We start from the raw sequence: 26172 nt of genomic DNA on the forward strand, positions 1-26172 counted from the left end.
GGTGCTCAGTCGAAAAACGCTTCCACCACATTGCGCTTGCCGAGCATGAAGGCATCGGCGACATGCTGGAGCGGCGTGAGATCAACGTCGGAGCTGCCGGCGCGGACAATCTCGGCAAACCGCTTGTAGAGCATCGGGTATTCCGCTTCCGGTTCGTCATGGACGACGCCGCCGTCGATGGCGAGCTTCGATCCGCCGCCTGAGAGCACCATCGCGCCCTTGTCGGTCTCGGCGACAATGTCCCAGCTTTGCGGGCCTGTCTGGAGCCAGTCGAGCTCCATTGCCACCGGCAATCCGTTCGAGGTGCGGAAGGTGACTTGTGCCGCGACCGGCGCGGCGCGGTTTTCGGGAAAATCGAGCACGGCCGAGGTGATGAACATCGGCGGCAGGATGTGCGTCACGATCGACAGTGCGTTGATGCCGGGATCGAAGACGCCGAAGCCGCCGGGAGCCCAGATCCATTCCTGGTTCGGGTGCCAGCGACGCACGTCCTCCTTCCAGTTGATGGCGGCGGACTTGATCTTGGCCGAACTCAGGAAGGCACGCGCGGCCTCGACCGCCGGCGCATAACGCGAATGCCAGCTCGCAAACAGCGAGACGCCGTTCTTCGCCGCCAATGCCTTGAGGTTCTCGACCTCGCTGACAGTCGCGCCGGGCGGCTTCTCAAGGAAGACGTGTTTCTTCGCTTCCAATGCCGTGCGCGCCGCGTCGTAGCGAAACTGCGGCGGCATGCAGAGCGATACCGCCTCGAGCTCCGGCACCGCGTCGAGCATGGCTTCGATATCAGGAAAATTCGGAATGCCGTCGACCTTGCCGTGCCGGCTGGCGGCGGCGATGAGGCGATAATCCTGGTCCTTCGCCAGGGCCGGCAGGTGCTGGTCGCGGACGATCTTGCCGACGCCGACGATGCCTATCTTGATGGGCTGGGACACGGCCGCTCCGTCTGTTGAATGATGGTGGTGGCTTCTTAGAGCAGTTTCAGGAAAAGTGTGAAGCGGTTTTCCGTCCGGAATTGCGATAAAACAGAGAGCTAGAGCGGTTCGCCGTTTCCGTGAAACGGCGAACCGCTCTAGCAGAACACTTGTCCCCGACAAGCCGAAGCCGGCGAGCCGACGCCGAAAAGTCAGCCCCAGCTTTCCTCGAACGGCAAGGTCAGTTTTCCACCCGCCAGGAAGGCCTCGATCGCCGGTTCGAAAGGCGAGGGGTCGAGGCTGTTCGCAGCCAGCCATTCGTCGGAATAATAGGTGTTGGCATAGCGATCGCCGGAATCGCAGATCAGCGTCACCAGCGAACCCGCCCTTCCTTCCTCGATCATGCGCGCGGCCTGAAAGCACATGGCGATGAAGTTGGTGCCGGTCGAACCGCCGACACGGCGGCCGAGCCGTCGCGACAACACCCGCATCGCCGCCAGCGACACCGCGTCCGGCACCCTCAGCATATGATCGATGACGCCAGGCACGAAGGACGGCTCCATGCGCGGCCGGCCAATCCCCTCGATGCGCGACGGCTGTTCGCAGCGGCAATTGCGATCATGCGTGGCAAAACCGTCGAAGAAGGCCGAGCGCTCGACGTCGGCAGCCGACAGCCGCGTCGCATGCTGCTTGTAGCGCAGGAAGCGGCCGATCGTGGCCGTCGTGCCGCCGGTGCCGGCGCTCATCACGATCCAGGCCGGAACCGGATGCGGCTCCTCGCGCATCTGCCCGAAGATCGATTCGGCGATGTTGTTGTTGCCGCGCCAGTCGGTGGCGCGCTCGGCGTGGGTGAACTGGTCCATGAAATGGCCGCCCAGTTTCGCCGCGAGTTCGGCCGACTCGGCATAGATGCGCCTGCCGTCGTCGATGAAATGGCAGTTGCCGCCATAATGCTCGATCGCGGCGATCTTTTCGCGCGAGGTCGAGCGCGGCATTACCGCATAGAACGGCACCCCGATCATACGGGCAAAGTACGCTTCCGATACCGCGGTCGAACCCGACGACGCTTCGATCACCGGCGCGCCTTCGCGGATCAGGCCATTGCACAGCGCATAAAGAAACAGCGAGCGCGCCAGCCGGTGCTTCAGGCTGCCGGTCGGATGGGTGGATTCGTCCTTGAGATAGAGATCGATGCCGGCCAGTGCCGGTAGATCGAGCTTCCACAGATGCGTGTCGGCCGAGCGACGCTGATCGGCCTCGATCGCCGCGACGGCCTGGTCGACCCAGGTTCGGGACGCAGGTCCAACCGCTTTTGGTCCGGCCATCGTCAGCGCACCCCGATTCAGATCGGCACGTCGAAAGTAACGATCGACACTTCGCCTTCGAGCGCGCCCTGGAAGGCGGAAAGATGCGGCTCATCGTCGGGTGCGCCGTCCATGTCGCCGATCTGGTCGAGTTCTGCCTCGGCGTAACCTTCCGCAGCAAGCGATTCGAGCGCCCGGCGCACCGCCGAATCGTCGTCGGGGGCGACCAGCATCACGTGCACGCCTTCCGGCTTGCCGCCCTTTTTCTTCCACACCCGGCCGGTGATGATGGTGACCGGGCGCTCTTCATTGTCGTTCACGGGCCGATTCCTCTTGGCAGATTGCGGGCGGGCGAGGGGACTTTCACTGCTCATGCGGCCTTTTCGCATGAAGCAGGGCCGTGCAACAGCGCAAAGCCGGTCACTTTCTTCCTCGCCCTTGCAAAATTGCGAAACAAAATTACATGCGTTTTTCGCATGGCTGCCGAGCCTTGGTTGGCGCGCAATATTTGGCGCTCCGGGCTTGACGGTTCGCGGTCTTACGAGTAGAAGCCGCCCAGTCAGAACCGATGTGAGGCTCTCCCTTCCGAAGCGACACGCTTTGGAGTTTGCCTCAAACAGGGTTCGTTTTACGAGCGAAAAGACATTTCCGGCGTGCACGAAGCGGGTCCGCTTCCTCTGCCATTTGTTCGGGCAAAGACCGCGAGGCGCGGTTTGTGGCCCGAATTTGCGTATGGAAATGACGCTTTGAGCGGCCCTGACCGGGCGAGACACGGAATTGAGAGACAAGAGGGTTTAATGCCTACCGTCAACCAGCTGATCCGCAAGCCGCGCATTGCGCCGGTGAAGCGCAACAAGGTCCCGGCCATGCAGCAGAACCCGCAGAAGCGGGGCGTCTGCACGCGCGTCTATACAACGACGCCGAAGAAGCCGAACTCGGCGCTGCGCAAGGTGGCCAAGATCCGCCTGACCAATGGTTTTGAAGTGATCGGGTACATCCCCGGCGAAGGTCACAACCTTCAGGAACACTCCGTGGTCATGATCCGCGGCGGCCGCGTCAAGGATCTTCCGGGCGTTCGGTACCACATCATCCGCGGCGTGCTCGACACGCAGGGTGTGAAGAACCGCAAGCAGCGCCGTTCGAAGTACGGCGCCAAGCGTCCGAAGTGACCGAAGCGTAGCGAAGGTCATCCCGGGCAAACATCCGGGGTCAAGGCCACCACGCATAATTGAGGCAGAGAAAAAATGTCGCGTCGTCACAGTGCAGAAAAGCGTGAGATCAATCCGGACCCGAAGTTCGGCGATTTGATCGTCACCAAGTTCATGAACGCCGTCATGTATGACGGCAAGAAGTCGGTTGCCGAGACCATCGTCTACGGCGCGCTCGACCAGGTTCAGTCGAAGACCAAGCAGGAGCCGGTCACCGTCTTCCATCAGGCGCTCGACAATGTCGCGCCGCATGTGGAAGTGCGTTCGCGTCGTGTCGGCGGCGCCACCTACCAGGTTCCGGTCGACGTGCGCCCCGAGCGCCGCCAGGCTCTGGCCATTCGTTGGCTGATCGCCGCGGCCCGCAACCGCAACGAGACCACCATGGTCGACCGCCTCTCCGGCGAGCTGATGGACGCGGCCAACAACCGCGGCACCGCCGTCAAGAAGCGTGAAGACACCCACAAGATGGCTGAAGCCAACCGCGCTTTCGCGCACTACCGCTGGTAAAGCGCGTACGAGACTGAGAGGCAGCTACGATGGCCCGCGAATACAAAATCGAAGACTACCGCAATTTCGGTATCATGGCGCATATTGACGCCGGCAAGACGACGACCACCGAGCGCGTCCTCTATTACACGGGCAAGTCGCACAAGATCGGCGAAGTCCACGACGGCGCTGCCACCATGGATTGGATGGAGCAGGAGCAGGAGCGCGGCATCACCATCACGTCCGCCGCGACCACGACCTTCTGGAAGGGTCGCAGCGGCAAGATGTACCGCTTCAACATCATCGACACCCCCGGACACGTCGACTTCACCATCGAAGTCGAGCGTTCGCTGCGCGTGCTCGACGGCGCTATTGCGCTGCTCGACGCCAACGCCGGTGTCGAACCGCAGACGGAGACCGTCTGGCGCCAGGCCGACAAGTATCGCGTTCCGCGCATGATCTTCTGCAACAAGATGGACAAGATCGGCGCCGACTTCTACCGCTCGGTCGAGATGATCGGTTCGCGCCTCGGTGCGCATGCCGTCGTCATGCAGCTGCCGATCGGCGCCGAGACCGAGTTCAAGGGCGTTGTCGACCTCGTCGAGATGAACGCGCTTGTCTGGCGCGACGAGACGCTGGGCGCTGCCTGGGACGTCGTCGAGATCCCGGCCGACCTCAAGGCTCGTGCCGAGGAATACCGCGAGAAGATGATTGAAGCCGCCGTCGAAATGGACGAGACGGCACTCGAGAACTACCTCGAAGGCAAGATGCCGTCGAATGACGAGATCCGCGCGCTGATCCGCAAGGGCACCATCGCGGTGAAGTTCTACCCGATGTTCTGCGGCTCGGCCTTCAAGAACAAGGGTGTGCAGCCGCTGCTCGACGCCGTCGTCGAATATCTGCCGTCGCCGGCCGATGTTCCGGCCATCAAGGGCGTCGATGCCAAGACCGACGCCGAGATCGAGCGTCACGCCGACGACAACGAGCCGCTGTCGATGCTCGCCTTCAAGATCATGAACGACCCGTTCGTTGGTTCGCTCACCTTTGCCCGCATCTATTCGGGCAAGCTCACCAAGGGCATCTCGGTCGACAACACCGTGAAGGGCAAGAAGGAACGCATCGGCCGCATGCTGCAGATGCATGCCAACTCGCGCGCCGATGTCGAAGAGGCTTTCGCCGGCGACATCGTCGCTCTGGCTGGCCTCAAGGACACGACCACCGGCGACACGCTGAGCGATCCGCTGCATCCGGTCATCCTCGAGCGCATGGAATTCCCCGATCCGGTCATCCAGATCGCGATCGAGCCGAAGACCAAGAACGACCAGGAAAAGATGGGCCTCGCCCTTCACCGCCTGGCCGCCGAGGATCCGTCCTTCCGCGTCAAGACCGACGAGGAAAGTGGCCAGACCATCATTTCCGGCATGGGCGAGCTTCACCTCGACATCATCGTCGACCGCATGCGTCGCGAGTTCAAGGTCGAGGCCAATGTCGGTGCGCCGCAGGTGGCCTATCGCGAGACGATCACCCGCAGGCACGAGCAGGACTACACGCACAAGAAGCAGACCGGCGGTACCGGTCAGTTCGCCCGCGTCAAGATCGTCTTCGAGCCGAATCCGGACAGCAGCGAATTCGAGTTCGAAACCAAGATCGTCGGCGGTGCGGTTCCGAAGGAATACATCCCCGGTGTCGAAAAGGGCATCAACAGCGTCATGACCTCGGGTCCGTTCGCGGGCTTCCCGATGATCGGCGTCAAGGCGACGCTGATCGACGGCGCTTACCACGATGTCGACTCCAGCGTTCTGGCGTTCGAAATCGCCGGCCGCGCCTGCTTCCGTGAAGCTGCACCCAAGCTTGGCGTGCAGTTGCTCGAGCCGATCATGAAGGTCGAAGTGGTGACACCGGAAGACTACGTCGGCAGCGTCATCGGCGATCTGAACGGCCGTCGCGGCCAGATCCAGGGCCAGGAAGCACGTGGCGTGGCAGTGGTCATCAACGCGATGGTGCCGCTCGCCAACATGTTCAAGTACGTCGACAACCTGCGCTCGATGAGCCAGGGCCGCGCGGCCTACACGATGCAGTTCGATCACTACGAGCCTGTGCCGACCGCGGTCGCCCAGGAAGTTCAGAAGAAATACGCGTAACTCGAACGGGTTGCAGCGGTAACTTAATTCAAGGCCCGCACGGGCGAGCAGGATTGGAGACATCACATGGCAAAAGGTAAATTCGAGCGTAACAAGCCTCATGTGAACATCGGCACGATTGGTCACGTTGACCATGGCAAGACGTCGCTGACGGCGGCGATCACGAAGTATTTTGGCGAATACAAGCGCTATGACCAGATCGACGCGGCACCTGAGGAGAAGGCGCGCGGCATCACGATCTCGACGGCGCATGTCGAATACGAGACGGCCAACCGCCACTACGCTCACGTCGACTGCCCCGGCCACGCCGACTATGTGAAGAACATGATCACCGGTGCCGCGCAGATGGACGGCGCGATCTTGGTTGTGTCGGCTGCCGACGGCCCGATGCCGCAGACCCGCGAGCACATCCTGCTTGCCCGTCAGGTCGGCGTGCCGTCGATCGTGGTGTTTTTGAACAAGGTCGACCAGGTCGACGACGCCGAGCTGCTCGAACTGGTCGAGCTCGAGGTTCGCGAGCTGCTGACCAAGAACGAGTTCCCCGGCGACGACATTCCGATCGTCAAGGGCTCGGCGCTGGCTGCTTTGGAAGATTCCGACAAGAAGATCGGCGAGGACGCGATCCGCGAGCTGATGGCTGCGGTCGACGCCTACATCCCGACGCCGGTTCGTCCGCTCGACAAGCCGTTCCTGATGCCGATCGAAGACGTGTTCTCGATCTCGGGCCGTGGCACGGTTGTGACCGGTCGCGTCGAGCGTGGCGTGGTCAAGGTCGGCGAGGAACTCGAGATCATCGGCATCCGTCCGACGACCAAGACGACCTGCACCGGCGTCGAGATGTTCCGCAAGCTGCTCGATCAGGGCCAGGCCGGCGACAACATCGGCGCGCTGCTGCGCGGCGTTGATCGTGAAGGTGTCGAGCGCGGCCAGGTTCTGGCCAAGCCCGGCACGGTGAAGCCGCACAAGAAGTTCGTGGCCGAAGCCTACATCCTGACCAAGGACGAAGGTGGCCGTCACACGCCGTTCTTCACCAACTACCGTCCGCAGTTCTATTTCCGCACGACGGACGTGACCGGCATCGTGTCGCTGCCGGAAGGCACCGAGATGGTGATGCCGGGCGACAACATCACGGTCGATGTCGAGCTGATCGTGCCGATCGCCATGGAAGAGAAGCTGCGCTTCGCTATCCGTGAAGGCGGCCGCACCGTCGGTGCCGGCATCGTCGTCACCATCAAAGAGTAATTTGGACTTAAACCGATCTGTCGCGGGCGCAGGAGTTGCCCGCGCCGCGCCAGAACAAGGAAGTGACGCATGAACGGACAGAATATCCGCATCCGCCTGAAGGCGTTTGATCACCGCGTGCTCGACGCCTCGACGAAGGAAATCGTGTCGACGGCCAAGCGCACCGGTGCCAACGTCCGCGGCCCCATTCCGCTGCCGACGCGGATCGAAAAGTTTACGGTCAACCGGTCGCCTCACGTCGACAAGAAGAGCCGCGAGCAGTTCGAGATGCGCACGCACAAGCGTCTGCTCGACATCGTCGATCCGACCCCGCAGACGGTCGATGCTTTGATGAAGCTCGATCTGGCCGCCGGTGTGGACGTCGAGATCAAGCTCTAAGGGAATGAGAGCGCGGTAAGGGGCGGTGCCCCTGGCCCGGAACTCTAAAGGAATTGAACCGATGCGTTCAGGTGTGATTGCAAAGAAGGTGGGAATGACCCGCATCTACAACGATGCCGGGGAACATGTTCCCGTCACCGTTCTCCAGATGGAGAACTGTCAGGTCGTGGCGCAGCGCACGCAGGAGAAGAATGGCTACACTGCCGTTCAGCTCGGCGTTGGCCTTGCCAAGGTGAAGAACACGTCGAAGGCGCTGCGCGGCCATTTCGCGACCGCTTCCGTCGAGCCGAAGGCGAAGGTCGCCGAGTTCCGCGTCTCCGCCGACAACATGATCGATGTCGGCGCCGAGATCACCGTCGAGCATTTCGTCCCCGGCCAGAAGGTCGATGTGACGGGCACGACGATCGGCAAGGGTTTTCAGGGCGTCATCAAGCGCCACCACATGGGTGGTGGCCGCGCGACGCACGGTAACTCGGTCTCGCACCGTACGCACGGTTCGACCGGCCAGCGCCAGGACCCGGGCAAGGTGTTCAAGGGCAAGCATATGGCTGGCCACATGGGCGACACCCGCGTCACCACGCAGAATGTCGAGATCGTTTCGACCGACGCCGACCGCGGCCTGATCCTGATCCGCGGTGCGGTTCCCGGATCGAAGGGCGCCTGGATCCTGGTCCGCGATGCGGCCAAGGTGGCACTGCCGGCCAATGCGCCGAAGCCTGCCGCGATCCGCGCCGTTGCTAAGAACGAGGCTCCGGCCACAGAGGGAGCGGAATAATGGATCTCAAGATCACAACGCTTGGCGGCAAGGACGCCGGCAAGGTGGAACTCTCCGAGGAGATTTTCGGCCTTGATCCGCGCGAGGACATCCTGCAGCGCGTCGTGCGCTGGCAGCTCGCCAAGAAGCAGCAGGGCACCCACAAGGCCAAGGGCCGCGCCGAAATCGCGCGCACCGGCGCCAAGATGTACAAGCAGAAGGGTACGGGCCGCGCCCGTCACCATTCGGCACGCGCTCCGCAGTTCCGCGGCGGCGGCAAGGCCCACGGCCCGGTCGTTCGCAGCCACGAGCACGAACTGCCGAAGAAGGTTCGCGCGCTTGGCCTCAAGCATGCTCTCTCGGCCAAAGCCAAGAGCGCGTCGATCATCATCATCGACGAGCTGAAGCTGACCGAGGCCAAGACCAAGGCGCTGATCGCGAATTTCGCGACGCTGGGCCTGACCAACGCTTTGGTGATCGGCGGTGCCGAGCTTGACAAGAACTTCAAGCTGGCGGCGACGAACATCCCCAACATCGACGTGCTGCCCATCCAGGGCATCAACGTCTACGACATTCTGCGCCGCGGCACGCTGGTCCTTTCGAAGGCCGCCGTCGAGGCTCTCGAGGAGCGCTTTAAATGACCGACCTTCGTCATTATGACGTGATCGTCTCGCCGGCGATCACCGAAAAGTCGACCATGGCCTCCGAGCAGAACCAGGTCGTCTTCAACGTCGCCAAGAAGGCGTCGAAGCCGGAAATCAAGGCCGCCGTCGAAGCGCTGTTCGGCGTCAAGGTGATGGCCGTGAACACACTTGTCCGCAAGGGCAAGATCAAGCGCTTCCGCGGCACGATCGGCCGCCAGAGCGACGTCAAGAAGGCGATTGTGACATTGGCCGACGGCCAGTCGATCGACGTCGCGACGGGTCTCTGAGCAAGGCCGCGAGGACAGAACAATGGCACTGAAAAAATTCAACCCGGTAACGCCGAGCACCCGCCAGCTGGTCATCGTCGACCGCTCGGGCCTCTACAAGGGCAAGCCCGTCAAGGGTCTGACCGAGGGCCTGACCAAGTCGGGCGGCCGCAACAACTACGGTCGCATCACCGCCCGCTTCATCGGTGGTGGCCACAAGCGTTCGTACCGCATCATCGACTTCAAGCGCCGCAAGTTCGACGTTGTCGGCACGGTCGAGCGCATCGAATACGATCCGAACCGCACCGCCTTCATCGCGCTCATCAAGTACGACGATGGCGAGCTGTCCTACATCATCGCTCCGCAGCGTCTGGCCCCCGGCGACAAGATCGTTTCCGGTGAAGCCGTCGACGTGAAGCCGGGCAATGCGATGCCGTTGGCCTCGATGCCGGTCGGCACCATCGTCCACAACATCGAGCTGAAGCCGGGCAAGGGCGCCCAGGTTGCCCGTTCGGCAGGTGGCTACGGCCAGCTGGTCGGCCGCGACCAGGGCATGGCGATCCTGCGCCTCAACTCGGGCGAGCAGCGTGTCGTGCACGGCTCCTGCATGGCCACCGTCGGTGCCGTGTCCAATCCGGACCATGGCAACATCAACGACGGCAAGGCTGGTCGTACGGTTTGGCGTGGCAAGCGTCCGCACAATCGCGGCGTGACCATGAACCCGGTCGACCATCCGCACGGCGGCGGCGAAGGCCGCACCTCGGGTGGCAGGCATCCGGTTTCGCCTTGGGGCAAGCCGACCAAGGGCAAGAAGACGCGGTCCAACAAGGCGACCGACAAGTTCATCCTGCGCTCGCGCCATCAGCGCAAGAGCTAAGAAGAGGTAACGCCAAGTGACTCGTTCTATTTGGAAAGGCCCCTTCATCGACGGCTACCTTCTCAAGAAGGTGGACAAGGTTCGTGAAGGTGGTCGCAATGAGGTGATCAAGATGTGGAGCCGTCGCTCCACCATCCTGCCGCAGTTCGTCGGCTTCACCTTCGGTGTCTACAACGGCCAGAAGCATGTTCCCGTCTCGGTGAACGAGGACATGGTCGGTCACAAGTTCGGTGAATTCGCTCCGACCCGGACCTATTACGGTCACGGCGCGGATAAGAAGGCGAAGAGGAAATAATCATGGGCAAGGCCAAAGCTCCGCGCAGGCTTGCTGACAACGAAGCGCGCGCCGTATTGCGCACGATCCGTATCAGCCCGCAGAAGCTGAACCTCGTTGCCGCGCTGATCCGCGGCAAGAAGGTCGCGACAGCGCTTTCCGATCTCGAATTTTCGGCCAAGCGGATTTCCGGCACGGTCAAGAAGACGCTGGAATCGGCAATCGCCAACGCGGAAAACAACCACGACCTCGACGTCGACGCACTGATCGTGGCGGAAGCCTATGTCGGCAAGTCGATCGTCATGAAGCGGTTCCATGCCCGTGGTCGTGGTCGCGCCAGCCGTATCGAGAAGCCGTTCTCGCACCTCACGATCGTCGTTCGTGAAGTCGAAGAAAAAGGGGAGGCCGCATAATGGGCCAGAAAGTCAATCCGATCGGTCTTCGCCTCGGCATCAACCGCACCTGGGATTCGCGCTGGTTCGCGAACACCGGCGAGTACGGCAAACTGCTGCATGAGGACATCAAGATCCGCAAGTATCTTGAGAAGGAACTCAAGCAGGCCGCGATCTCGAAGGTCGTCATCGAGCGTCCGCACAAGAAGTGCCGCGTCACCATCCACGCCGCGCGCCCGGGTCTGATCATCGGCAAGAAGGGCGCCGACATCGAGAAGCTTCGCAAGAAGCTGATGGAGATGACGAAGTCCGAGACGCACCTCAACATCGTTGAAGTGCGCAAGCCGGAAATCGACGCGACCCTGGTCGCCCAGTCGATCGCCCAGCAGCTCGAGCGTCGTATCGCGTTCCGTCGCGCCATGAAGCGCGCCGTGCAGTCGGCGATGCGCCTTGGTGCCGAAGGCATCCGCATCAACTGCGCCGGCCGTCTTGGCGGTGCTGAGATTGCGCGCATGGAATGGTACCGCGAAGGCCGCGTGCCGCTGCATACGCTGCGCGCCGATGTCGACTACGGCACGGCCGAGGCGAACACGGCCTACGGCATCTGCGGCGTCAAGGTCTGGGTGTTCAAGGGCGAGATCCTCGAGCACGACCCGATGGCTTCGGAACGTCGTGCGACCGAGGGTGATGCTGCACATGGCGGTGGTGGTGATCGCGAACGCGGTCGTCGTCGCGAAAACGCCTGAGACATTTAGGAATTTGGAGTTAGAACGATGCTGCAGCCAAAGCGCACAAAGTTCCGCAAGCAGTTTAAGGGCCGTATCCATGGTACCGCAAAGGGCGGCACCAACCTGGATTTCGGTGGTTTCGGGCTGAAGGCGCTTGAGCCGAATCGCGTCACCGCACGTGAGATCGAGGCGGCCCGCCGCGCGATCACCCGTGAAATGAAGCGCGCCGGTCGCGTCTGGATCCGTATTTTCCCGGACGTACCGGTCACTTCGAAGCCGACCGAAGTCCGCATGGGCAAGGGCAAGGGCGCTGTCGACTACTGGGCGGCGCGCGTCAAGCCGGGCCGCATCATGTTCGAGATCGACGGCGTCAATGAAGAAACCGCCCGTGAGGCACTGCGTCTCGGCGCGGCCAAGCTCTCGGTCAAGACGCGCTTCGTGCAGCGCATCGCAGAATAAGGACGGGCTGATCATGAAAGCCGAAGACATCCGGACCAAGACCCAGGACCAGCTGACCGACGACTTGGCCAGCCTGAAGAAGGAGCAGTTCAACCTGCGCTTCCAGAAGGCCACCGGCCAGCTCGAGAAGACCGCGCGCGTGAGACAGGTCCGTAAGGACATTGCGCGTATCAAGACCATCGCTGCGGAAAAGTCCGCGGCTAAGAAGGCTTAAGGACGAAAACCATGCCAAAGCGCATTCTGCAGGGCACCGTCGTCAGCGACAAGAACGAGAAGACGGTTGTCGTCAAGGTCGAACGGCGCTTCACGCATCCCGTGATGAAGAAGACCGTGCGCATGACTAAGAAGTACAAGGCGCACGACGAGAACAACGCCCACAAGGTTGGCGATCAGGTGTTCATCCAGGAATCGAAGCCGATTTCCAAGGACAAGCGCTGGATCGTCGTGTCTTCGGACCAGGCGTAAACAACGAATTTTGGACAGACCGGGGAGGGGCTTTGAGCCCGTCCCGTTAGAAAAGAAGAAGGCGGCCAGTCATGATTCAGATGCAAACAAACCTCGACGTCGCGGATAATTCCGGCGCCCGTCGTGTCATGTGCATCAAGGTGCTGGGCGGCTCGAAGCGGAAATACGCTTCCGTGGGCGACATCATCGTGGTGTCGATCAAGGAAGCCATCCCGCGCGGCCGCGTGAAGAAGGGCGATGTGATGAAGGCGGTCGTGGTTCGCACGGCCAAGGACATCCGCCGCCCGGACGGCAGCGTGATCCGTTTCGACAAGAACGCAGCCGTTCTCGTCGACAACAAGAAAGAGCCGATCGGCACGCGTATCTTCGGACCGGTTCCGCGCGAACTCCGCGCCAAGAACCACATGAAGATCATCTCGCTCGCGCCAGAAGTGCTGTAAGGAGCCGGACCAATGCAAAAGATTAGAAAAGGCGACAAGGTCGTCGTGCTGGCCGGCAAGGACAAGGGCCGTTCGGGCGAAGTCCTCTCGGTTCAGCCGAAGGAAGACACCGCGCTGGTGCGCGGCGTCAACATGATCCGTCGTCACCAGAAGCAGTCCCAGTCCCAAGAGGGCGGGATCATCACCAAGGAAGCGCCGATCCAGCTGTCGAACATCGCGCTGGCCGACCCCAAGGATGGCAAGCCGACCCGCGTCGGCTTCATCTTCCAGAAGGACGGCAAGAAGGTGCGCGTCGCCAAGCGCTCGGGAGAAGTCATCAATGGCTAAGGCTCAAACCACGAAGCCCAAGGCTGAAAGCAAGCAGTCCAAGGCTCAGAACACGCCGCGCCTCAAGCAGGTCTACAACGAGACCATCCGCAAGGCGCTGCAGGAGCAGTTCGGCTACGACAACGAGATGCAGGTTCCGCGCATCGACAAGATCGTGCTGAACATGGGCGTTGGCGAAGCGACCGGCGATTCGAAGAAGCCTTCGATCGCGGCCGAAGACCTGGCGATGATCGCCGGCCAGAAGGCCGTCGTCACCCGCGCCCGCAACTCCATCGCCGGCTTCAAGGTCCGCGAGAAGATGCCGATCGGCGCCAAGGTCACGCTGCGCAAGGAACGCATGTACGAGTTCCTCGACCGCCTCGTGAACATCGCACTGCCACGCGTCCGCGACTTCCGTGGACTCAATCCGAAGAGCTTCGATGGCCGTGGCAACTATGCCATGGGCATCAAGGAACACATCGTGTTCCCGGAGATCAACTACGACAAGGTTGATCAGATCTGGGGCATGGACGTCATCGTTTGTACGACTGCGAAGACGGACGACGAAGCCAGGGCTTTGCTCAAGGCTTTCAACTTCCCCTTCCGCCAGTAACGGCAGCGAGAAAAGGAAAAATCTGAAATGGCAAAGACCAGCTCAGTCGAGAAGAACAACAGGCGCCGCAAGCTTGCCGACCAGTACGGTCCCAAGCGCGCTGCGCTCAAGGCGATCATCATGGATCAGTCCAAGCCGATGGAAGAGCGTTTCCGCGCTCAGCTCAAGCTTGCTGCCATGCCGCGCAACTCGGCCAAGATCCGCATCCGCAACCGCTGCGAAGTCACCGGCCGTCCGCGCGCCTACTATCGCAAGCTCAAAGTATCGCGCATCGCGCTCCGTGATCTCGGCAATAACGGCCAGATCCCGGGCCTGGTCAAGTCGAGCTGGTAAGGAGGACATAACATGTCATTGAGCGATCCTCTCGGCGATATGCTGACCCGCATCCGCAACGCCTACGGCCGCAAGAAGTCGAGCGTCTCGACGCCGGCCTCGCGCCTGCGTACCCGCGTCCTCGACGTGCTGAAGGCTGAAGGCTATATCCGCGATTACAGCCAGACCGACTTCGACAACGGCAAGTCCGAAATCGAGATCGAGCTGAAGTATTTCGACGGCGCGCCCGTCGTGCGCGAAATCGCCCGCGTTTCGAAGCCTGGCCGCCGCGTCTACGTTTCGGCCAAGTCGATTCCGCACGTCGCCAACGGCCTCGGCATCGCCATCCTTTCGACACCGAAGGGCGTGATGGCCGACCACGAAGCGCGTGAACAGAACGTCGGTGGTGAAATCCTCTGCCAGATCTTCTGATCTGGCGTGATCGGAAAAATTGGAATCCGGTCTTCGGGGTCATGCCCGGAAGACAGAGACCTGAAACAAGAGAAGTGACGAGGACAACAAAATGTCTCGTATTGGAAAGAAACCCGTTTCGCTGCCGCAGGGCGTGACCGCGACCGTCAACGGCCAGACCGTGACGGCGAAGGGCCCCAAGGGCGAGCTGAAGTTCGTGGTGAACGAAGAAGTGCTGGTCAAGATGGAAGGTAGCGAGATCGCTGTCCAGCCGCGCGACCAGACCAAGACGGCGCGCTCCAAGTGGGGCATGTCGCGCACGCAGATCGTCAACATCCTGCAGGGTGTGAAGGACGGCTTCGAGAAGAAGCTCGAGATCACCGGCGTCGGCTATCGCGCCGCCATGCAGGGCAAGAACCTGCAGCTGGCACTTGGCTTCAGCCATGACGTCGTCTACGAGACGCCGGCGGGCATCACGATCGCTGTGCCGAAGCCGACGGAAATCACCGTGACCGGCATCGATAAGCAGCAGGTCGGCCAGGTTGCCGCCGAGATCCGCGAATACCGTGGTCCCGAGCCCTACAAGGGCAAGGGCGTCCGCTACGCTGGCGAGAAGATCGTCCGCAAGGAAGGTAAGAAGAAGTAGTGGGCTTTGCCCCGAAAAGTTGCAGACTTTTCGGAAAGGTCCAAGCCAAAGAAGTGTAACGCCGCGGGGAGCGGTCGCGGGAGGCGCTTTCGCCTACCGCATATGGCGGCCCCCGTTTTTTGAAGGCAAGGAAGACTATCATGGGTACCAAGGAATCCACGCAGCGCCGTGCGCAGCGCGTCCGTCGCCAGATCAAGAAGGTCGCCGGCGAGCGTCCGCGTCTGTCGGTTCACCGCACGTCGAAGAACATCTATGTGCAGGTCATCGACGACGCCAAGGGCCACACCATCGTCGCTGCCTCGACGCTTGAGAAGGACCTCAAGGGTTCGCTCAAGACCGGCGCCGACACTGCCGCTGCCGCCGCGATCGGCAAGCTGATCGCCGAGCGCGCCACCAAGGCCGGTGTCAAGGAAGTCGTCTTCGACCGCGGCGCCTACATCTATCACGGCCGCGTCAAGGCGCTCGCCGAGGCCGCCCGTGAAGGTGGTCTGAGCTTCTAAATCCAAGGAATTTCGCCCCCGGGTGACCCACAGAGGCGCCGGATCTTATCAGCAACCGTGCTTCCGGAAAAAAACAAGGAACAGGATATGGCACAGGAACGTAGGGATGGCGGCCGCGGCCGCGATCGTGAAGAACGCGATGACGGCATGGTGGACAAGCTCGTCCACATCAACCGCGTCGCGAAGGTCGTCAAGGGCGGCCGTCGCTTTGGTTTTGCAGCACTCGTCGTCGTCGGCGACCAGAAGGGCCGCGTCGGCTTTGGTCACGGCAAGGCGCGCGAAGTGCCGGAAGCTATCCGCAAGGCAACTGAATCGGCCAAGCGCGACATGATCTTCGTGCCGCTGCGCTCGGGTCGTACGCTGCACCACGACGTCGAAGGACGCTGGGGCGCGGGACGCGTTCTGCTGCGCGCTGCCAAGCAAGGTACCGGCATCATCGCCGGTGGCCCGATGCGCGCCGTCTTCGAGACGCTCGGCATGCATGACGTGGTTGCCAAGTCGATGGGTTCGTCGAACCCCTACAACATGGTTCGCGCCACCTTCGACGCGCTGAAGAGCCAGATGCATCCCAAGGATGTGGCTGCTGCTCGTGGCATCAAGTATTCGACCCTTCAGGCCCGCCGCGGCACCGCCGTTGCGGCTGAAGAATAGTCGATCTGACCAGGGATTTTGACCATGGCCAAGAAAGCAACAAAGACCGTCACCGTTGAGCAGATCGGCTCGCCGATCCGCCGCCCGAAGGAACAGCGCGCGACGCTGGTCGGGCTCGGCCTCAACAAGATGCACAAGCAGCGCACGCTGGAAGATACACCCTCCGTGCGCGGCATGATCGCTGCCGTCCAGCATCTCGTCCGCGTCGTGGACGAGGGCTGAGCCAGAGCGCAGGAGAACCCAGATGAAACTCAACGATCTGCGTGACAAGGACGGCGCGACGCACTCCAAGAAGCGTCTCGGCCGTGGCATCGGCTCCGGCTCCGGCAAGACCGGCGGTCGCGGCGTCAAGGGCCAGAAGGCGCGTTCCGGCGTCGCCATCAACGGCTTCGAGGGTGGCCAGATGCCGCTCTACAGGCGTCTGCCGAAGCGTGGCTTCAACAACATCTTCGCCAAGAGCTTCACCGTCGTCTCGCTGGCCCGTATCCAGGTCGCCATCGACGCCAAGAAGCTCGACGCCAAGGCAACCGTGACGGCTGAATCGCTGGTCGCTGCCGGCGTCATCCGCCGCGTCAAGGACGGCGTGCGCATCCTCTCGGACGGCGAGATCAAGGCGAAGCTCGCCTTCGACGTCGCCGGCGCCTCCAAGGCTGCGATCGAGAAGATCGAAAAGGCCGGCGGCTCGGTCAAGTTGCCGGAAAAGGCAGCTGCCGAGTAACGGCAATTTGAAGCGCGAGCGGGATCCGTTTTTGCTCACGATCGTGCTTTGATCTGCTCAATTAGGCGGCCGCGTCAACGCGGCCGCTTGCATGTTTAGAGCCCGGAGCTTATCTCGTGAGCTTCGGTGAAACGCGCCGCCTGACCTCAAGGGCCATCAAGCGTTACCAAGCGGAGAATCAGGCATGGCTTCGGCTGCTGAACAACTAGCCTCGAATCTGAATTTCTCGGCCTTCGCCAAAGCGGAGGACCTGAAGAAACGCATCTGGTTCACCATCGGCGCGTTGCTCGTCTATCGCCTCGGCACCTATATTCCGCTTCCCGGCATCAATCCCGACGCCTTCGCCCAGGCCTTCTCGTCGCAGAGCAAGGGCGTCCTCGGCATGTTCAACATGTTCGCCGGTGGCGCCGTGCAGCGCATGGCGATCTTTGCGCTTGGCATCATGCCTTACATCTCCGCCTCCATCATCATGCAGCTGATGACGTCGGTCATCCCGTCGCTGGAGGCGCTGAAGAAGGAAGGCGAACAGGGCCGCAAGGTCATCAACCAATACACGCGCTACGGCACGGTGCTGCTTGCGCTGGTTCAGGCCTATGGCATTTCGGTCGGCCTGGAGGGCGGCCACGGCATCGTCAGCGATCCCGGCATGTTCTTCCGCATCTCGACGGTCGTCACTCTGGTGGGCGGCACCATGTTCCTGATGTGGCTGGGCGAGCAGATCACCGCCCGTGGCATCGGCAACGGCATCTCGCTGATCATCTTCTCCGGCATCGTCGCCGGCCTGCCGCATGCCATCTCCGGCACGCTGGAGCTTGGCCGCACCGGCGCGCTGTCGACCGGCCTGATCCTGGCGATCATCGTCCTGGCCGTCGTCGTCATCGCCCTGATCGTGTTCTTCGAGCGCGCCCAGCGCCGCTTGCTGATCCAGTACCCGAAGCGCCAGGTCGGCAACCGCATGTTCCAGGGCGATACCTCGCATCTGCCGCTGAAGCTCAACACGTCAGGCGTCATTCCGCCGATCTTCGCGTCGTCGCTGCTGTTGCTGCCGGCCACCGTCGCCGGCTTCTCGCAGACGACCAACATGCCGGCCTGGGCCAGCACCGTGCTGGCGTCGCTCGGCCACGGCCAGCCGCTCTACATGGCATTCTACGCGGCGATGATCGTGTTCTTCGCCTTCTTCTACACTGCGATTGTCTTCAACCCGAAGGACACCGCCGACCAGCTCAAGAAGCATTCGGGCTTCATCCCGGGCTATCGTCCGGGCGAGCGCACGGCCGATTACATCGATTACGTTCTCACCCGCATCACCGTCGTCGGCGCCATCTATCTGGTGCTGGTGTGCTTGCTGCCGGAGTTCCTGATCTCGGCGACTGGCGTACCATTCTACCTTGGTGGCACATCGCTTCTGATCGTGGTCAGTGTCACGCTCGATACGGTTGCGCAGATTCAGGGCCACCTGATCGCGCACCAGTATGAAGGCCTGATCAAGAAGTCGAAGCTGCGCGGGGGGAAGAAAGCCAGATGAGGTTGATATTGCTTGGGCCGCCAGGGGCGGGCAAGGGGACACAAGCACAAAGACTGGTAGAAAAACACGGCATACCCCAGCTCTCGACGGGCGACATGCTGCGTGCTGCAGTCCAGGCTGGCACCGAAGTCGGCAAACGCGCCAAGGCGGTGATGGATGCCGGTGAACTGGTTTCCGACGCCATCGTCAACGCCATCGTCGCCGAACGTATCGATCAGCCGGATTGCGCGAAGGGTTTCATCCTCGACGGATATCCGCGGACACTGGTGCAGGCGGACGCGGTTGAGCAGATGCTTTCGGATCGCTCGCAGGGCCTCGATGCGGTCATTGAACTTGTCGTCGACGACAAGGCGCTGGTTGGTCGTATCGTCAAGCGCGCCAACGAAGCACAAGCCGCCGGCCAGCCCGTGCGCAAGGACGACAATCCGACCGTGTTCGAGGAGCGTCTGAGGGAATACTACAAGAAGACGGCGCCGCTGATTGGCTACTATTATGCCAAGGGCACGCTCCGCAGCGTCGACGGCATGGCCGATATCGACGCCGTGACGGGACAGATCGAAGCGGTGCTAAGGGACGCAACGCGGGGAATTTAAACGATTGCACTTGACGGGAGCGGTTCGCTGCGGTATGGCGGCCCGTCTTCCTATCAGGCATCGGCTTTGCTTGTCCGCAAGGGCAAGGCAGCCGCTTTGAACTGGATACTCCCGCATGGGCCGGCCTCCACCGGACGCGGGGCAACTTAAGATAGCGCCGGTTCGTCCGGCCCACATGGAGAAGAGAAGAATATGGCTCGTATAGCCGGCGTCAACATTCCGACCAACAAGCGCGTCGTCATCGCGCTTCAGTACATTCACGGCATTGGCAAGAAGTTCGCCCAGGAGATCGTCGATAAGGTCGGCATCCCGGCCGAGCGTCGCGTCAACCATCTCACCGACGCGGAAGTGCTGCAGATCCGCGAAACCATCGACCGCGACTACCAGGTCGAGGGCGACCTGCGCCGCGAAGTCTCGATGAACATCAAGCGGCTCATGGACCTCGGCTGCTATCGCGGCTTGCGTCACCGCCGTTCGCTGCCGGTTCGCGGCCAGCGCACGCATACCAATGCGCGCACCCGCAAGGGTCCGGCCAAGTCGATCGCCGGCAAGAAGAAGTAATTGAGCAAATAGCGATTGGGCCGTGGCGAATAGGTTTCTACCCACTATTCGCTACGCCCTACTCGCTTTTGCAAGGTGGAGCCGCTGGCATTACGGCGGTGTAGAGATCAACTGAAAGGACTATCATGGCCAAGGAAGCCGCTCGTGTTCGCCGTCGCGAACGCAAGAACATCTCGTCGGGCGTTGCCCACGTCAATTCGACCTTCAACAACACGATGATCACCATCACTGACGCACAGGGCAATTCGATTGCCTGGTCGTCGGCCGGTGCCCAGGGCTTCAAGGGTTCGCGCAAGTCGACCCCGTTCGCTGCCCAGATGGCTGCCGAGGACGTTGCCAAGAAGGCCCAGGAACACGGCATGCGCATGCTCGAAGTCGAGGTCTGCGGACCCGGCTCCGGTCGTGAATCGGCACTGCGCGCCCTGCAGGCGGCCGGCTTCACCATCACCTCGATCCGTGATGTGACGCCGATCCCGCACAATGGCTGTCGCCCGCGCAAGAAGCGCCGCGTCTAAAAAATTACCGAACGCCGCGCGAGCGCCCTTTGTGGCGCTCCTCCACGGCATTCCAGGTCGCCCGCCACGATTGGATGGTGGCGGGTCAACGGAAGGAAAGCATCATGATCCAGAAAAATTGGCAGGAACTGATCAAGCCGAACAAGATCGAGTTCTCGTCGAAGAAGAAGACGCTGACCACGCTGGTCGCCGAGCCGCTCGAGCGTGGCTTTGGCCTGACGCTCGGCAACGCGCTGCGCCGCGTACTTCTGTCTTCGCTGCGCGGTGCGGCTGTTACCGCTGTGCAGATCGACGGCGTTCTGCATGAATTCTCGTCCATCGCCGGCGTGCGTGAGGACGTGACTGACATCGTCTTGAACATCAAGGAAATCGCCATCCGCATGGAAGGCGATGGCCCCAAGCGCATGGTCGTGCGCAAGCAGGGACCGGGTGCGGTTCTGGCCGGCGACATCCAGACGGTTGGCGACGTCGAAATCCTCAACCCCGACCACGTCATCTGCACGCTGGACGAAGGCGCTGAAATCCGCATGGAATTCACCGTCGACACCGGCAAGGGGTACGTGCCGGCCGACCGCAACCGCGCCGAAGACGCGCCGATCGGCCTGATCCCGGTCGACAGCCTGTATTCGCCGGTCAAGAAGGTCTCCTACAAGGTCGAGAACACCCGCGAGGGCCAGGTTCTCGATTATGACAAGCTGACCATGACGATCGAGACCGACGGTTCGATCACCGGCGAGGACGCGGTGGCTTTCGCTGCTCGCATCCTGCAGGACCAGCTCGGCCTGTTCGTCAACTTCGACGAGCCGCAGAAGGAAGTCGCCGCCGAAGCCGTCACCGAGCTCGCCTTCAACCCGGCGCTGCTCAAGAAGGTCGACGAGCTCGAGCTTTCGGTGCGTTCGGCCAACTGCCTGAAGAACGACAACATCGTCTATATCGGCGACCTGATCCAGAAGACCGAAGCCGAGATGCTGCGCACCCCGAACTTCGGCCGCAAGTCGCTGAACGAGATCAAGGAAGTCCTGGCGGCAATGGGCCTGCACCTCGGCATGGAAGTGCCGGACTGGCCGCCGGAAAACATCGAAGACCTCGCCAAGCGTTACGAAGATCAATATTGAGGCGTTGCCTCTGAACCCGCAATGAAGGAGAAGAGCCATGCGCCACGGATTTAAGGGCCGCCGGTTCGCCCGCAGCATAAGCCACCGCAAGTCGATGTTCGCCAACCTGGCCGTGTCGCTGCTCGAGCACGAGCAGATCGTCACCACCCTGCCGAAGGCGAAGGATCTGCGTCCGATCGTCGAGAAGCTGGTGACGCTCGGCAAGCGCGGCGACCTGCACGCCCGCCGCCAAGTGATCGCGCAGATCGGCAATGAAGGCGTCGTCAAGCGCCTGTTCGACACCATCGCCCCGCGCTACGCCACCCGCAACGGCGGCTATCTGCGCATCATGAAGGCGGGCTTCCGTCACGGCGACAATGCCGCGATGGCTGTCATCGAGTTCGTCGATCGCGACACCTCGGCCAAGGGCGCCGGCGACCGCGCCCGCATCGAAGCCGAAGGCACCGACGCGGACGCCGCAGCCGCATAAGGCTTGGTTTCCGGAATGAATGCAAAGGGGCCCACGGGCCCCTTTTTGTTTTCTGAAAGCAGGAGATTGCAGCCAAAGCCGATCTTCAGGCCGGAACCGAGGCTCTTTGGCCAAAATAATCGGATTTCAGCGGCTTAGCCTTTCATTTTGCACAATCGTCGGGACAATGCCCCCGAACTCGCCTTGGAGGATTCGTGAATGCGCGCCAACCGACTGTCCCTTGTTCTGCTCTTCGCCATGATGGCGTTCGCAGCCGCACCGGTGGCCAGGCAGGCATTGGCCGAGGAGACCAAGACCGATCCCGGCCTGTCCGACGTGCTGACCGACCTCTTGCATGGCGTCGAAGGCGAGAACTCTACATCCGGTCCCGACAAGCGCGTGCCGTTCGGCCGCGAAGAGGTGCAACTGTCGTTCGCCCCGCTGGTCAAGCAGACGGCGCCGGCCGTGGTCAACGTCTATGCCTCGCAGACCGCCAAGGTAACGTCGCCCTTCGACGGCGATCCGTTCTTCGAGGAGTTCTTTGGCCGTTCGCAGCCGCGCGCGCAGTCTTCCCTGGGGTCCGGTGTGTTGGTCGACCCGACCGGCATCGTGGTCACCAATTACCACGTCATCAAGGACGCCGACCAGGTCAAGGTGGCAACCGCGGACGGGCGTGAGTTCGACAGCAAGGTGATGCTGAAGGACGAGACACTCGACCTTGCAGTGCTCAAGATAACCTCGGACAAACCGTTTCCGGTCATCGCCATCGGCGATTCCGACGCGCTCGAGGTCGGCGATCTGGTGCTGGCCATCGGCAATCCCTTCGGTGTCGGCCAGACCACCACCAGCGGCATCGTTTCGGCACTTGCCCGCAGCCATATTGGCGTCGCCGATTCAAGCTTCTTCATCCAGACCGACGCCGCCATCAATCCCGGCAATTCGGGAGGTGCGCTGATCAACATGGGCGGCCAGCTGGTCGGCATCAACACGGCAATCTACAGCCGCAGCGGCGGCTCGATCGGCATCGGCTTTGCCATCCCCGCAAACATGGTGCGCGCCTTCGCCGATGCGGCCAAGGCCGGGCTCGACTTCTTCGAACGGCCCTATATCGGCGCCGAGTTCGAAGCGGTGACACCGCAGATTGCCGAATCGCTGGGCATGGAGAAGCCGACCGGTGCTTTGGTCTCGTCGGTCGAGGCGACCGGCCCGGCCGCCAAGGCGGGGCTCAAGCCTGGCGACGTCGTGATGCAGCTCAACGGCAAGCCGGTCGAGAGCATCGAAGCGCTGGATTACCGGATGGCGACGCTGTCGATCGGCACCAATGCCAATTTCGCGGTTCTGACCAAGGGCCAGCAGGCGGCGATGGACATCGCGCTCGAGCGCGCTCCGGAAGGCATGAAGGCGGCTGAAGTGACGCTGCACGGCCGCAGCCCGTTCTCGGGCGCCAAGGTCGCCGAACTGTCGCCCCGGCTTGCCCAGAAGCTTGGCCTGCGCACCGACATCAAGGGCGTCACCGTGGTCGACATCAACCGCGACTCGCCGGCCGCCGATTTCGGCTTCCAGCCGGGCGATATCGTGCGCGAGGTGAACGGCACCACCATCGATACCGCGGCGACCCTGGAGCAGGCCGCCCAGGCGGATACGCGCTGGTGGCGCTTTACCGTCGAGCGCGGCGGGCAGATACTGCGTCAGGTATTGCGTTATTAAAGCACGTCCCTTCGGGTTCATGCTCCAACCAAAAAGAAGTGCATGGCCGATCTGTTCAGCGTCGATGAACCGGAAAAGGCGTCGCCCGGGCGGCCGCTCGCCGACAGGCTGCGGCCGAAAAACCTCGGTGAGGTCGTCGGCCAGGAGCATCTGACCGGCCCTGATGGCGCGCTGACCCGGCTGATTGGTTCCGGCTCACTCGGCTCGATGATCTTCTGGGGACCGCCCGGCACCGGCAAGACCACTGTGGCGCGGTTGCTTGCCGGCGAAACCAGCCTTGCTTTCGAGCAGATATCGGCGGTGTTTTCCGGCGTCGCCGACCTGAAAAAAGTGTTCGAAGCCGCCAAGCTGCGCCGTACCAACGGTCGCCAGACCTTGTTGTTCGTTGACGAGATCCATCGCTTCAACCGCGCCCAGCAGGATTCCTTTCTCCCCGTCATGGAGGACGGGACCGTCGTGCTGGTCGGTGCCACCACCGAAAACCCGTCCTTCGAACTGAACGCGGCCCTGTTGTCGCGCGCGCGTGTGCTGGTCTTCCACTCATTGGGCGAGGAAAGCATCGCCAAGCTGATGGCGCGAGCCGAGGAGACCGAGGGCAGGGCGTTGCCGCTCGACGACGAGGCGAGGGCGATGCTCATCCGCATGAGCGATGGCGACGGCCGCGCCTCGCTGACGCTTGCTGAAGAGGTGTGGCGGGCTGCAAAGCCAGGCGAGATTTTCAACCCCGAAGGTCTGCAGCGCATCGTCCAGCGCCGCGCGCCGATCTACGACAAGGGCCAGGACGGCCACTACAATCTGATCTCGGCGCTGCACAAATCGGTGCGCGGTTCGGATCCCGACGCCGCGCTCTATTATCTGGCTCGCATGTTCGATGCCGGCGAGGATCCGCTCTATCTCGGCCGCCGGCTGGTGCGCATGGCCATGGAAGACATCGGCCTTGCCGACCCGCAGGCGCTTGTCGTGGCCAACGCCGCCAAGGACGCCTACGACTATCTCGGCTCGCCCGAGGGCGAGCTCGCCTTTGCCGAGGCCACCGTCTATCTCGCCACCGCGCCCAAATCCAATGCCGTCTACACCGCCTTCAAGGCAGCCACGCGTGCGGCGAAGGAACATGGCTCGCTGCTGCCGCCGAAACACATCCTCAACGCGCCGACCAAGCTGATGAAAGAGGAGGATTACGGCGCTGGTTACCGCTACGACCATGACGAGCCGGATGCCTTTTCGGGCCAGGACTATTTTCCCGAGAAGATGGGGCGGCAGACCTTTTATGATCCGCCTGAACGCGGCTTCGAGCGCGACATCAGAAAGCGGCTCGACTATTGGGCGAAGCTGCGCAAAGAGCGGGAATAGCAGGCTTGCGTGCCCCGGTCGTCGTCACGCTTCCAAACCAGGCTTCGCCTTGGGGAATCTCCGCTTCGGTCGTCCTGCACACGCTGCTGGCTGCGATGCTGGCCTTGATGCCGTTGCCGAAGCGGCCCAAGCGGGTCGAAGAGGAGCGGGTGTCGGTCGACATCTTGACGTCGCGACAATTCGAGGCGGCGACCAGGCCACCGCCTGCTCCAATGACGCCGGCACCGCTTGAAGCGCCTGCAGCGGCGCCTCCGCCTGCCTCGATCCCGCCCGAACCGCAACCGCCCGCCGCGCCGGCCATGATCCGGCCGACCGAAATGCTGTCGGCCAAGACACTGGCCGATCCGCGCAGCCGGCAGGCGCGCGCCGATCTCGCCACCTTCGCTTCCGACGAGCGCATGGTTCAGCTGTGCAATCTCGAAGCCATGGATCAGATCCGCAAATGGCGAACGGATTTCAAGCCGGAGCGGGTCGTGCCCTACGCGATGGCGGAGGAAAAAATCACTGGAACCACCATCGCCGCGAATGGCGCGGCTTTCCGTAGTCGCAGAAACTGGTATAGCCTGAAGTTCAGATGCCAACTGGCTGGGGACGGCGAAAGCGTCGTCAGCTTTGAGTTCCTGGTTGGCGATCTGGTCCCCAGGAAAAAATGGGACGAGCTTGGCCTACCGGCGGTGCATTGACCGAAATCCGGCAGGCTTCACAAGGCAGCCAGCCGGCCACGATACCACGGCCGTTGTGTGGTGACCCAAAAAACCTTATCAAGGCGCACGGCCGGGCGGTGGTCGTTGCCATGATTTTGGCACCTCATTCGCAACAGGATCGCGCTTCGCGCGTGGAAAAATGACAAGAACCCTTCGCAAAACCCTTCGCAAATTCGCCATTGCCATCCCGCTTCTCGCCCTTGGCTTTTACTTCATCCCGATCCTGACATCGGTCTTTATCGTCCTCGGCCTCATCGATGTCCTGCGCAACGACCGCAAGGACCTGTCGCTGTTCTCCGGCTATTTCCTCGGCAACGGCCTCTTCACCTGGCTGCTTTCGCCTTTCAACCTGCTGGTTGATCTCCTGTGCTACCGCAATCCCGGCGTCTGGAAGCTGGAACAGTTCCCCGCCGACTATCAGCGCGAGGTCAATGAGGTCCTGGACATCTTCAAGGCGCGCAAGGACGAGATCATCGCCGACATCGATGCCAATTTCGGCGCCGGCCGGCGCGGCATGTATGTCTATCA

General features: G+C 62.1%; 37 protein-coding genes and 1 pseudogene. 35 read left to right on the forward strand and 3 right to left on the reverse strand.

Going from position 1 to position 26172, the window contains the following annotated elements; genetic code table 11:
- Window positions 1-5 precede the first annotated feature (5 nt).
- The 3 genes from CGZ66_RS26780 to CGZ66_RS26790 form a co-directional block, all read right to left on the reverse strand.
- Window positions 6-932, reverse strand: coding sequence for a Gfo/Idh/MocA family protein (locus tag CGZ66_RS26780; RefSeq protein WP_095089669.1), 927 nt, complete (start codon window positions 930-932; stop codon window positions 6-8).
- A gap of 191 nt (window positions 933-1123) precedes the next feature.
- Window positions 1124-2236 (reverse strand): PLP-dependent cysteine synthase family protein, encoded by a 1113-nt coding sequence (locus tag CGZ66_RS26785; RefSeq protein ID WP_095089671.1) that lies wholly within the window; start codon window positions 2234-2236, stop codon window positions 1124-1126.
- 17 nt (window positions 2237-2253) lie between these two features.
- Window positions 2254-2535, reverse strand: coding sequence for a transcriptional regulator (locus tag CGZ66_RS26790; protein WP_095089673.1), 282 nt, complete (start codon window positions 2533-2535; stop codon window positions 2254-2256).
- A gap of 477 nt (window positions 2536-3012) precedes the next feature.
- Between CGZ66_RS26790 and rpsL the strand changes: the two genes are divergently transcribed.
- The 35 genes and pseudogenes from rpsL to CGZ66_RS26965 all read left to right on the forward strand — a co-directional run.
- A complete protein-coding gene (gene rpsL, locus CGZ66_RS26795) occupies window positions 3013-3384 on the forward strand; it encodes a 30S ribosomal protein S12 (protein WP_006333356.1) in 372 nt (123 codons plus the stop codon).
- A gap of 75 nt (window positions 3385-3459) precedes the next feature.
- On the forward strand, window positions 3460-3930 hold the full coding sequence (rpsG, locus tag CGZ66_RS26800; protein ID WP_008875664.1) for a 30S ribosomal protein S7: 471 nt from the start codon (window positions 3460-3462) through the stop codon (window positions 3928-3930).
- A gap of 29 nt (window positions 3931-3959) precedes the next feature.
- Entirely contained in the window at window positions 3960-6050 is a 2091-nt protein-coding gene (gene fusA, locus CGZ66_RS26805; RefSeq protein ID WP_095089675.1) for an elongation factor G, read from the forward strand.
- A 66-nt stretch (window positions 6051-6116) separates the two neighbouring features.
- Entirely contained in the window at window positions 6117-7292 is a 1176-nt protein-coding gene (tuf, locus tag CGZ66_RS26810; RefSeq protein WP_013531404.1) for an elongation factor Tu, read from the forward strand.
- Window positions 7293-7361: 69 nt separating this feature from the next.
- Window positions 7362-7670, forward strand: a complete 309-nt coding sequence (gene rpsJ, locus CGZ66_RS26815; RefSeq protein WP_010909272.1) for a 30S ribosomal protein S10 — start codon at window positions 7362-7364, stop codon at window positions 7668-7670.
- A gap of 61 nt (window positions 7671-7731) precedes the next feature.
- A complete protein-coding gene (gene rplC, locus CGZ66_RS26820) occupies window positions 7732-8445 on the forward strand; it encodes a 50S ribosomal protein L3 (protein ID WP_095089677.1) in 714 nt (237 codons plus the stop codon).
- Complete coding sequence (gene rplD / locus CGZ66_RS26825) at window positions 8445-9065, forward strand: 50S ribosomal protein L4 (RefSeq protein WP_006333366.1); 621 nt, start codon at window positions 8445-8447, stop codon at window positions 9063-9065. The genes rplC and rplD overlap by 1 nt, the downstream gene beginning before the upstream one ends.
- Window positions 9062-9355, forward strand: a complete 294-nt coding sequence (locus CGZ66_RS26830) for a 50S ribosomal protein L23 (protein ID WP_010909275.1) — start codon at window positions 9062-9064, stop codon at window positions 9353-9355. The genes rplD and CGZ66_RS26830 overlap by 4 nt, the downstream gene beginning before the upstream one ends.
- 22 nt (window positions 9356-9377) lie before the next feature.
- Window positions 9378-10211, forward strand: coding sequence for a 50S ribosomal protein L2 (gene rplB, locus CGZ66_RS26835; RefSeq protein WP_095089679.1), 834 nt, complete (start codon window positions 9378-9380; stop codon window positions 10209-10211).
- 16 nt (window positions 10212-10227) lie between these two features.
- Entirely contained in the window at window positions 10228-10506 is a 279-nt protein-coding gene (rpsS, locus tag CGZ66_RS26840) for a 30S ribosomal protein S19 (protein ID WP_006205463.1), read from the forward strand.
- Window positions 10507-10508: 2 nt separating this feature from the next.
- Window positions 10509-10898: a 50S ribosomal protein L22 gene (gene rplV, locus CGZ66_RS26845; protein WP_006205462.1), complete on the forward strand. Its 390-nt coding sequence runs from the start codon at window positions 10509-10511 to the stop codon at window positions 10896-10898.
- Window positions 10898-11623, forward strand: coding sequence for a 30S ribosomal protein S3 (gene rpsC, locus CGZ66_RS26850; protein WP_013895697.1), 726 nt, complete (start codon window positions 10898-10900; stop codon window positions 11621-11623). Before rplV ends, rpsC begins: the two co-directional genes overlap by 1 nt.
- A gap of 27 nt (window positions 11624-11650) precedes the next feature.
- Complete coding sequence (rplP, locus tag CGZ66_RS26855) at window positions 11651-12064, forward strand: 50S ribosomal protein L16 (RefSeq protein WP_013531427.1); 414 nt, start codon at window positions 11651-11653, stop codon at window positions 12062-12064.
- Between the two features lie 13 nt (window positions 12065-12077).
- Entirely contained in the window at window positions 12078-12278 is a 201-nt protein-coding gene (gene rpmC / locus CGZ66_RS26860; RefSeq protein WP_006205459.1) for a 50S ribosomal protein L29, read from the forward strand.
- Window positions 12279-12289: 11 nt separating this feature from the next.
- Window positions 12290-12529, forward strand: a complete 240-nt coding sequence (rpsQ, locus tag CGZ66_RS26865) for a 30S ribosomal protein S17 (protein WP_010909280.1) — start codon at window positions 12290-12292, stop codon at window positions 12527-12529.
- A gap of 71 nt (window positions 12530-12600) precedes the next feature.
- Window positions 12601-12969 (forward strand): 50S ribosomal protein L14, encoded by a 369-nt coding sequence (rplN, locus tag CGZ66_RS26870; RefSeq protein WP_006205457.1) that lies wholly within the window; start codon window positions 12601-12603, stop codon window positions 12967-12969.
- A gap of 12 nt (window positions 12970-12981) precedes the next feature.
- Window positions 12982-13296, forward strand: a complete 315-nt coding sequence (gene rplX, locus CGZ66_RS26875) for a 50S ribosomal protein L24 (RefSeq protein WP_013531428.1) — start codon at window positions 12982-12984, stop codon at window positions 13294-13296.
- Window positions 13289-13888, forward strand: a complete 600-nt coding sequence (gene rplE, locus CGZ66_RS26880) for a 50S ribosomal protein L5 (RefSeq protein ID WP_095089681.1) — start codon at window positions 13289-13291, stop codon at window positions 13886-13888. Before rplX ends, rplE begins: the two co-directional genes overlap by 8 nt.
- A gap of 27 nt (window positions 13889-13915) precedes the next feature.
- On the forward strand, window positions 13916-14221 hold the full coding sequence (gene rpsN / locus CGZ66_RS26885; protein ID WP_013895695.1) for a 30S ribosomal protein S14: 306 nt from the start codon (window positions 13916-13918) through the stop codon (window positions 14219-14221).
- A gap of 12 nt (window positions 14222-14233) precedes the next feature.
- Entirely contained in the window at window positions 14234-14632 is a 399-nt protein-coding gene (gene rpsH / locus CGZ66_RS26890; protein ID WP_006205453.1) for a 30S ribosomal protein S8, read from the forward strand.
- 91 nt (window positions 14633-14723) lie between these two features.
- Window positions 14724-15257 (forward strand): 50S ribosomal protein L6, encoded by a 534-nt coding sequence (gene rplF, locus CGZ66_RS26895; RefSeq protein WP_095089683.1) that lies wholly within the window; start codon window positions 14724-14726, stop codon window positions 15255-15257.
- Between the two features lie 140 nt (window positions 15258-15397).
- On the forward strand, window positions 15398-15757 hold the full coding sequence (gene rplR / locus CGZ66_RS26900) for a 50S ribosomal protein L18 (RefSeq protein WP_023757972.1): 360 nt from the start codon (window positions 15398-15400) through the stop codon (window positions 15755-15757).
- An 87-nt stretch (window positions 15758-15844) separates the two neighbouring features.
- The gene (gene rpsE, locus CGZ66_RS26905; protein ID WP_006333394.1) at window positions 15845-16408 is read left to right on the forward strand and encodes a 30S ribosomal protein S5; all 564 of its coding nucleotides are present in this window, start codon (window positions 15845-15847) and stop codon (window positions 16406-16408) included.
- A gap of 24 nt (window positions 16409-16432) precedes the next feature.
- Complete coding sequence (rpmD, locus tag CGZ66_RS26910; RefSeq protein ID WP_023736690.1) at window positions 16433-16630, forward strand: 50S ribosomal protein L30; 198 nt, start codon at window positions 16433-16435, stop codon at window positions 16628-16630.
- 22 nt (window positions 16631-16652) lie between these two features.
- Window positions 16653-17126 (forward strand): 50S ribosomal protein L15, encoded by a 474-nt coding sequence (gene rplO, locus CGZ66_RS26915; protein ID WP_027028844.1) that lies wholly within the window; start codon window positions 16653-16655, stop codon window positions 17124-17126.
- Window positions 17127-17310: 184 nt separating this feature from the next.
- Complete coding sequence (gene secY, locus CGZ66_RS26920; RefSeq protein WP_095089685.1) at window positions 17311-18651, forward strand: preprotein translocase subunit SecY; 1341 nt, start codon at window positions 17311-17313, stop codon at window positions 18649-18651.
- The gene (locus tag CGZ66_RS26925) at window positions 18648-19244 is read left to right on the forward strand and encodes an adenylate kinase (RefSeq protein WP_095089687.1); all 597 of its coding nucleotides are present in this window, start codon (window positions 18648-18650) and stop codon (window positions 19242-19244) included. Before secY ends, CGZ66_RS26925 begins: the two co-directional genes overlap by 4 nt.
- A 192-nt stretch (window positions 19245-19436) precedes the next feature.
- Window positions 19437-19805, forward strand: coding sequence for a 30S ribosomal protein S13 (gene rpsM, locus CGZ66_RS26930; protein WP_095089689.1), 369 nt, complete (start codon window positions 19437-19439; stop codon window positions 19803-19805).
- Between the two features lie 125 nt (window positions 19806-19930).
- Window positions 19931-20320 carry a 30S ribosomal protein S11 gene (gene rpsK, locus CGZ66_RS26935; protein ID WP_006205444.1) on the forward strand — a complete coding sequence of 130 codons (390 nt, stop codon included), beginning with the start codon at window positions 19931-19933 and terminating at the stop codon, window positions 20318-20320.
- Window positions 20321-20424: 104 nt separating this feature from the next.
- Window positions 20425-21435, forward strand: a complete 1011-nt coding sequence (locus tag CGZ66_RS26940) for a DNA-directed RNA polymerase subunit alpha (RefSeq protein WP_013531438.1) — start codon at window positions 20425-20427, stop codon at window positions 21433-21435.
- A gap of 37 nt (window positions 21436-21472) precedes the next feature.
- Window positions 21473-21904 (forward strand): 50S ribosomal protein L17, encoded by a 432-nt coding sequence (gene rplQ, locus CGZ66_RS26945; protein WP_056588614.1) that lies wholly within the window; start codon window positions 21473-21475, stop codon window positions 21902-21904.
- Window positions 21905-22102: 198 nt separating this feature from the next.
- On the forward strand, window positions 22103-23590 hold the full coding sequence (locus CGZ66_RS26950) for a DegQ family serine endoprotease (protein ID WP_095089691.1): 1488 nt from the start codon (window positions 22103-22105) through the stop codon (window positions 23588-23590).
- Window positions 23591-23632: 42 nt separating this feature from the next.
- Complete coding sequence (locus tag CGZ66_RS26955) at window positions 23633-24940, forward strand: replication-associated recombination protein A (RefSeq protein WP_095089693.1); 1308 nt, start codon at window positions 23633-23635, stop codon at window positions 24938-24940.
- Window positions 24941-24945: 5 nt separating this feature from the next.
- Window positions 24946-25623: a DUF930 domain-containing protein gene (locus CGZ66_RS40940; RefSeq protein WP_245331233.1), complete on the forward strand. Its 678-nt coding sequence runs from the start codon at window positions 24946-24948 to the stop codon at window positions 25621-25623.
- Between the two features lie 160 nt (window positions 25624-25783).
- Window positions 25784-26172, forward strand: a pseudogene (locus CGZ66_RS26965) (aspartyl/asparaginyl beta-hydroxylase domain-containing protein); the annotation flags it as partial.

This window comes from Mesorhizobium sophorae, assembly GCF_002270415.1.
In the GTDB taxonomy this organism is placed as follows: domain Bacteria; phylum Pseudomonadota; class Alphaproteobacteria; order Rhizobiales; family Rhizobiaceae; genus Mesorhizobium; species Mesorhizobium sophorae.

Bases quoted from the DNA above. Each gene is read 5' to 3' on its own strand.
- CGZ66_RS26785 (WP_095089671.1), bottom strand. From the start codon at position 2,236: ATGGCCGGACCAAAAGCGGTTGGACCTGCGTCCCGAACCTGGGTCGAC.
- rpsL (WP_006333356.1), top strand. From the start codon at position 3,013: ATGCCTACCGTCAACCAGCTGATCCGCAAGCCGCGCATTGCGCCGGTG.
- rpsG (WP_008875664.1), top strand. From the start codon at position 3,460: ATGTCGCGTCGTCACAGTGCAGAAAAGCGTGAGATCAATCCGGACCCG.
- fusA (WP_095089675.1), top strand. From the start codon at position 3,960: ATGGCCCGCGAATACAAAATCGAAGACTACCGCAATTTCGGTATCATG.
- tuf (WP_013531404.1), top strand. From the start codon at position 6,117: ATGGCAAAAGGTAAATTCGAGCGTAACAAGCCTCATGTGAACATCGGC.
- rpsJ (WP_010909272.1), top strand. From the start codon at position 7,362: ATGAACGGACAGAATATCCGCATCCGCCTGAAGGCGTTTGATCACCGC.
- rplC (WP_095089677.1), top strand. From the start codon at position 7,732: ATGCGTTCAGGTGTGATTGCAAAGAAGGTGGGAATGACCCGCATCTAC.
- rplD (WP_006333366.1), top strand. From the start codon at position 8,445: ATGGATCTCAAGATCACAACGCTTGGCGGCAAGGACGCCGGCAAGGTG.
- CGZ66_RS26830 (WP_010909275.1), top strand. From the start codon at position 9,062: ATGACCGACCTTCGTCATTATGACGTGATCGTCTCGCCGGCGATCACC.
- rplB (WP_095089679.1), top strand. From the start codon at position 9,378: ATGGCACTGAAAAAATTCAACCCGGTAACGCCGAGCACCCGCCAGCTG.
- rplV (WP_006205462.1), top strand. From the start codon at position 10,509: ATGGGCAAGGCCAAAGCTCCGCGCAGGCTTGCTGACAACGAAGCGCGC.
- rpsC (WP_013895697.1), top strand. From the start codon at position 10,898: ATGGGCCAGAAAGTCAATCCGATCGGTCTTCGCCTCGGCATCAACCGC.
- rplP (WP_013531427.1), top strand. From the start codon at position 11,651: ATGCTGCAGCCAAAGCGCACAAAGTTCCGCAAGCAGTTTAAGGGCCGT.
- rpmC (WP_006205459.1), top strand. From the start codon at position 12,078: ATGAAAGCCGAAGACATCCGGACCAAGACCCAGGACCAGCTGACCGAC.
- rpsQ (WP_010909280.1), top strand. From the start codon at position 12,290: ATGCCAAAGCGCATTCTGCAGGGCACCGTCGTCAGCGACAAGAACGAG.
- rplN (WP_006205457.1), top strand. From the start codon at position 12,601: ATGATTCAGATGCAAACAAACCTCGACGTCGCGGATAATTCCGGCGCC.
- rplX (WP_013531428.1), top strand. From the start codon at position 12,982: ATGCAAAAGATTAGAAAAGGCGACAAGGTCGTCGTGCTGGCCGGCAAG.
- rplE (WP_095089681.1), top strand. From the start codon at position 13,289: ATGGCTAAGGCTCAAACCACGAAGCCCAAGGCTGAAAGCAAGCAGTCC.
- rpsN (WP_013895695.1), top strand. From the start codon at position 13,916: ATGGCAAAGACCAGCTCAGTCGAGAAGAACAACAGGCGCCGCAAGCTT.
- rpsH (WP_006205453.1), top strand. From the start codon at position 14,234: ATGTCATTGAGCGATCCTCTCGGCGATATGCTGACCCGCATCCGCAAC.
- rplF (WP_095089683.1), top strand. From the start codon at position 14,724: ATGTCTCGTATTGGAAAGAAACCCGTTTCGCTGCCGCAGGGCGTGACC.
- rplR (WP_023757972.1), top strand. From the start codon at position 15,398: ATGGGTACCAAGGAATCCACGCAGCGCCGTGCGCAGCGCGTCCGTCGC.
- rpsE (WP_006333394.1), top strand. From the start codon at position 15,845: ATGGCACAGGAACGTAGGGATGGCGGCCGCGGCCGCGATCGTGAAGAA.
- rpmD (WP_023736690.1), top strand. From the start codon at position 16,433: ATGGCCAAGAAAGCAACAAAGACCGTCACCGTTGAGCAGATCGGCTCG.
- rplO (WP_027028844.1), top strand. From the start codon at position 16,653: ATGAAACTCAACGATCTGCGTGACAAGGACGGCGCGACGCACTCCAAG.
- secY (WP_095089685.1), top strand. From the start codon at position 17,311: ATGGCTTCGGCTGCTGAACAACTAGCCTCGAATCTGAATTTCTCGGCC.
- CGZ66_RS26925 (WP_095089687.1), top strand. From the start codon at position 18,648: ATGAGGTTGATATTGCTTGGGCCGCCAGGGGCGGGCAAGGGGACACAA.
- rpsM (WP_095089689.1), top strand. From the start codon at position 19,437: ATGGCTCGTATAGCCGGCGTCAACATTCCGACCAACAAGCGCGTCGTC.
- rpsK (WP_006205444.1), top strand. From the start codon at position 19,931: ATGGCCAAGGAAGCCGCTCGTGTTCGCCGTCGCGAACGCAAGAACATC.
- CGZ66_RS26940 (WP_013531438.1), top strand. From the start codon at position 20,425: ATGATCCAGAAAAATTGGCAGGAACTGATCAAGCCGAACAAGATCGAG.
- rplQ (WP_056588614.1), top strand. From the start codon at position 21,473: ATGCGCCACGGATTTAAGGGCCGCCGGTTCGCCCGCAGCATAAGCCAC.
- CGZ66_RS26950 (WP_095089691.1), top strand. From the start codon at position 22,103: ATGCGCGCCAACCGACTGTCCCTTGTTCTGCTCTTCGCCATGATGGCG.
- CGZ66_RS26955 (WP_095089693.1), top strand. From the start codon at position 23,633: ATGGCCGATCTGTTCAGCGTCGATGAACCGGAAAAGGCGTCGCCCGGG.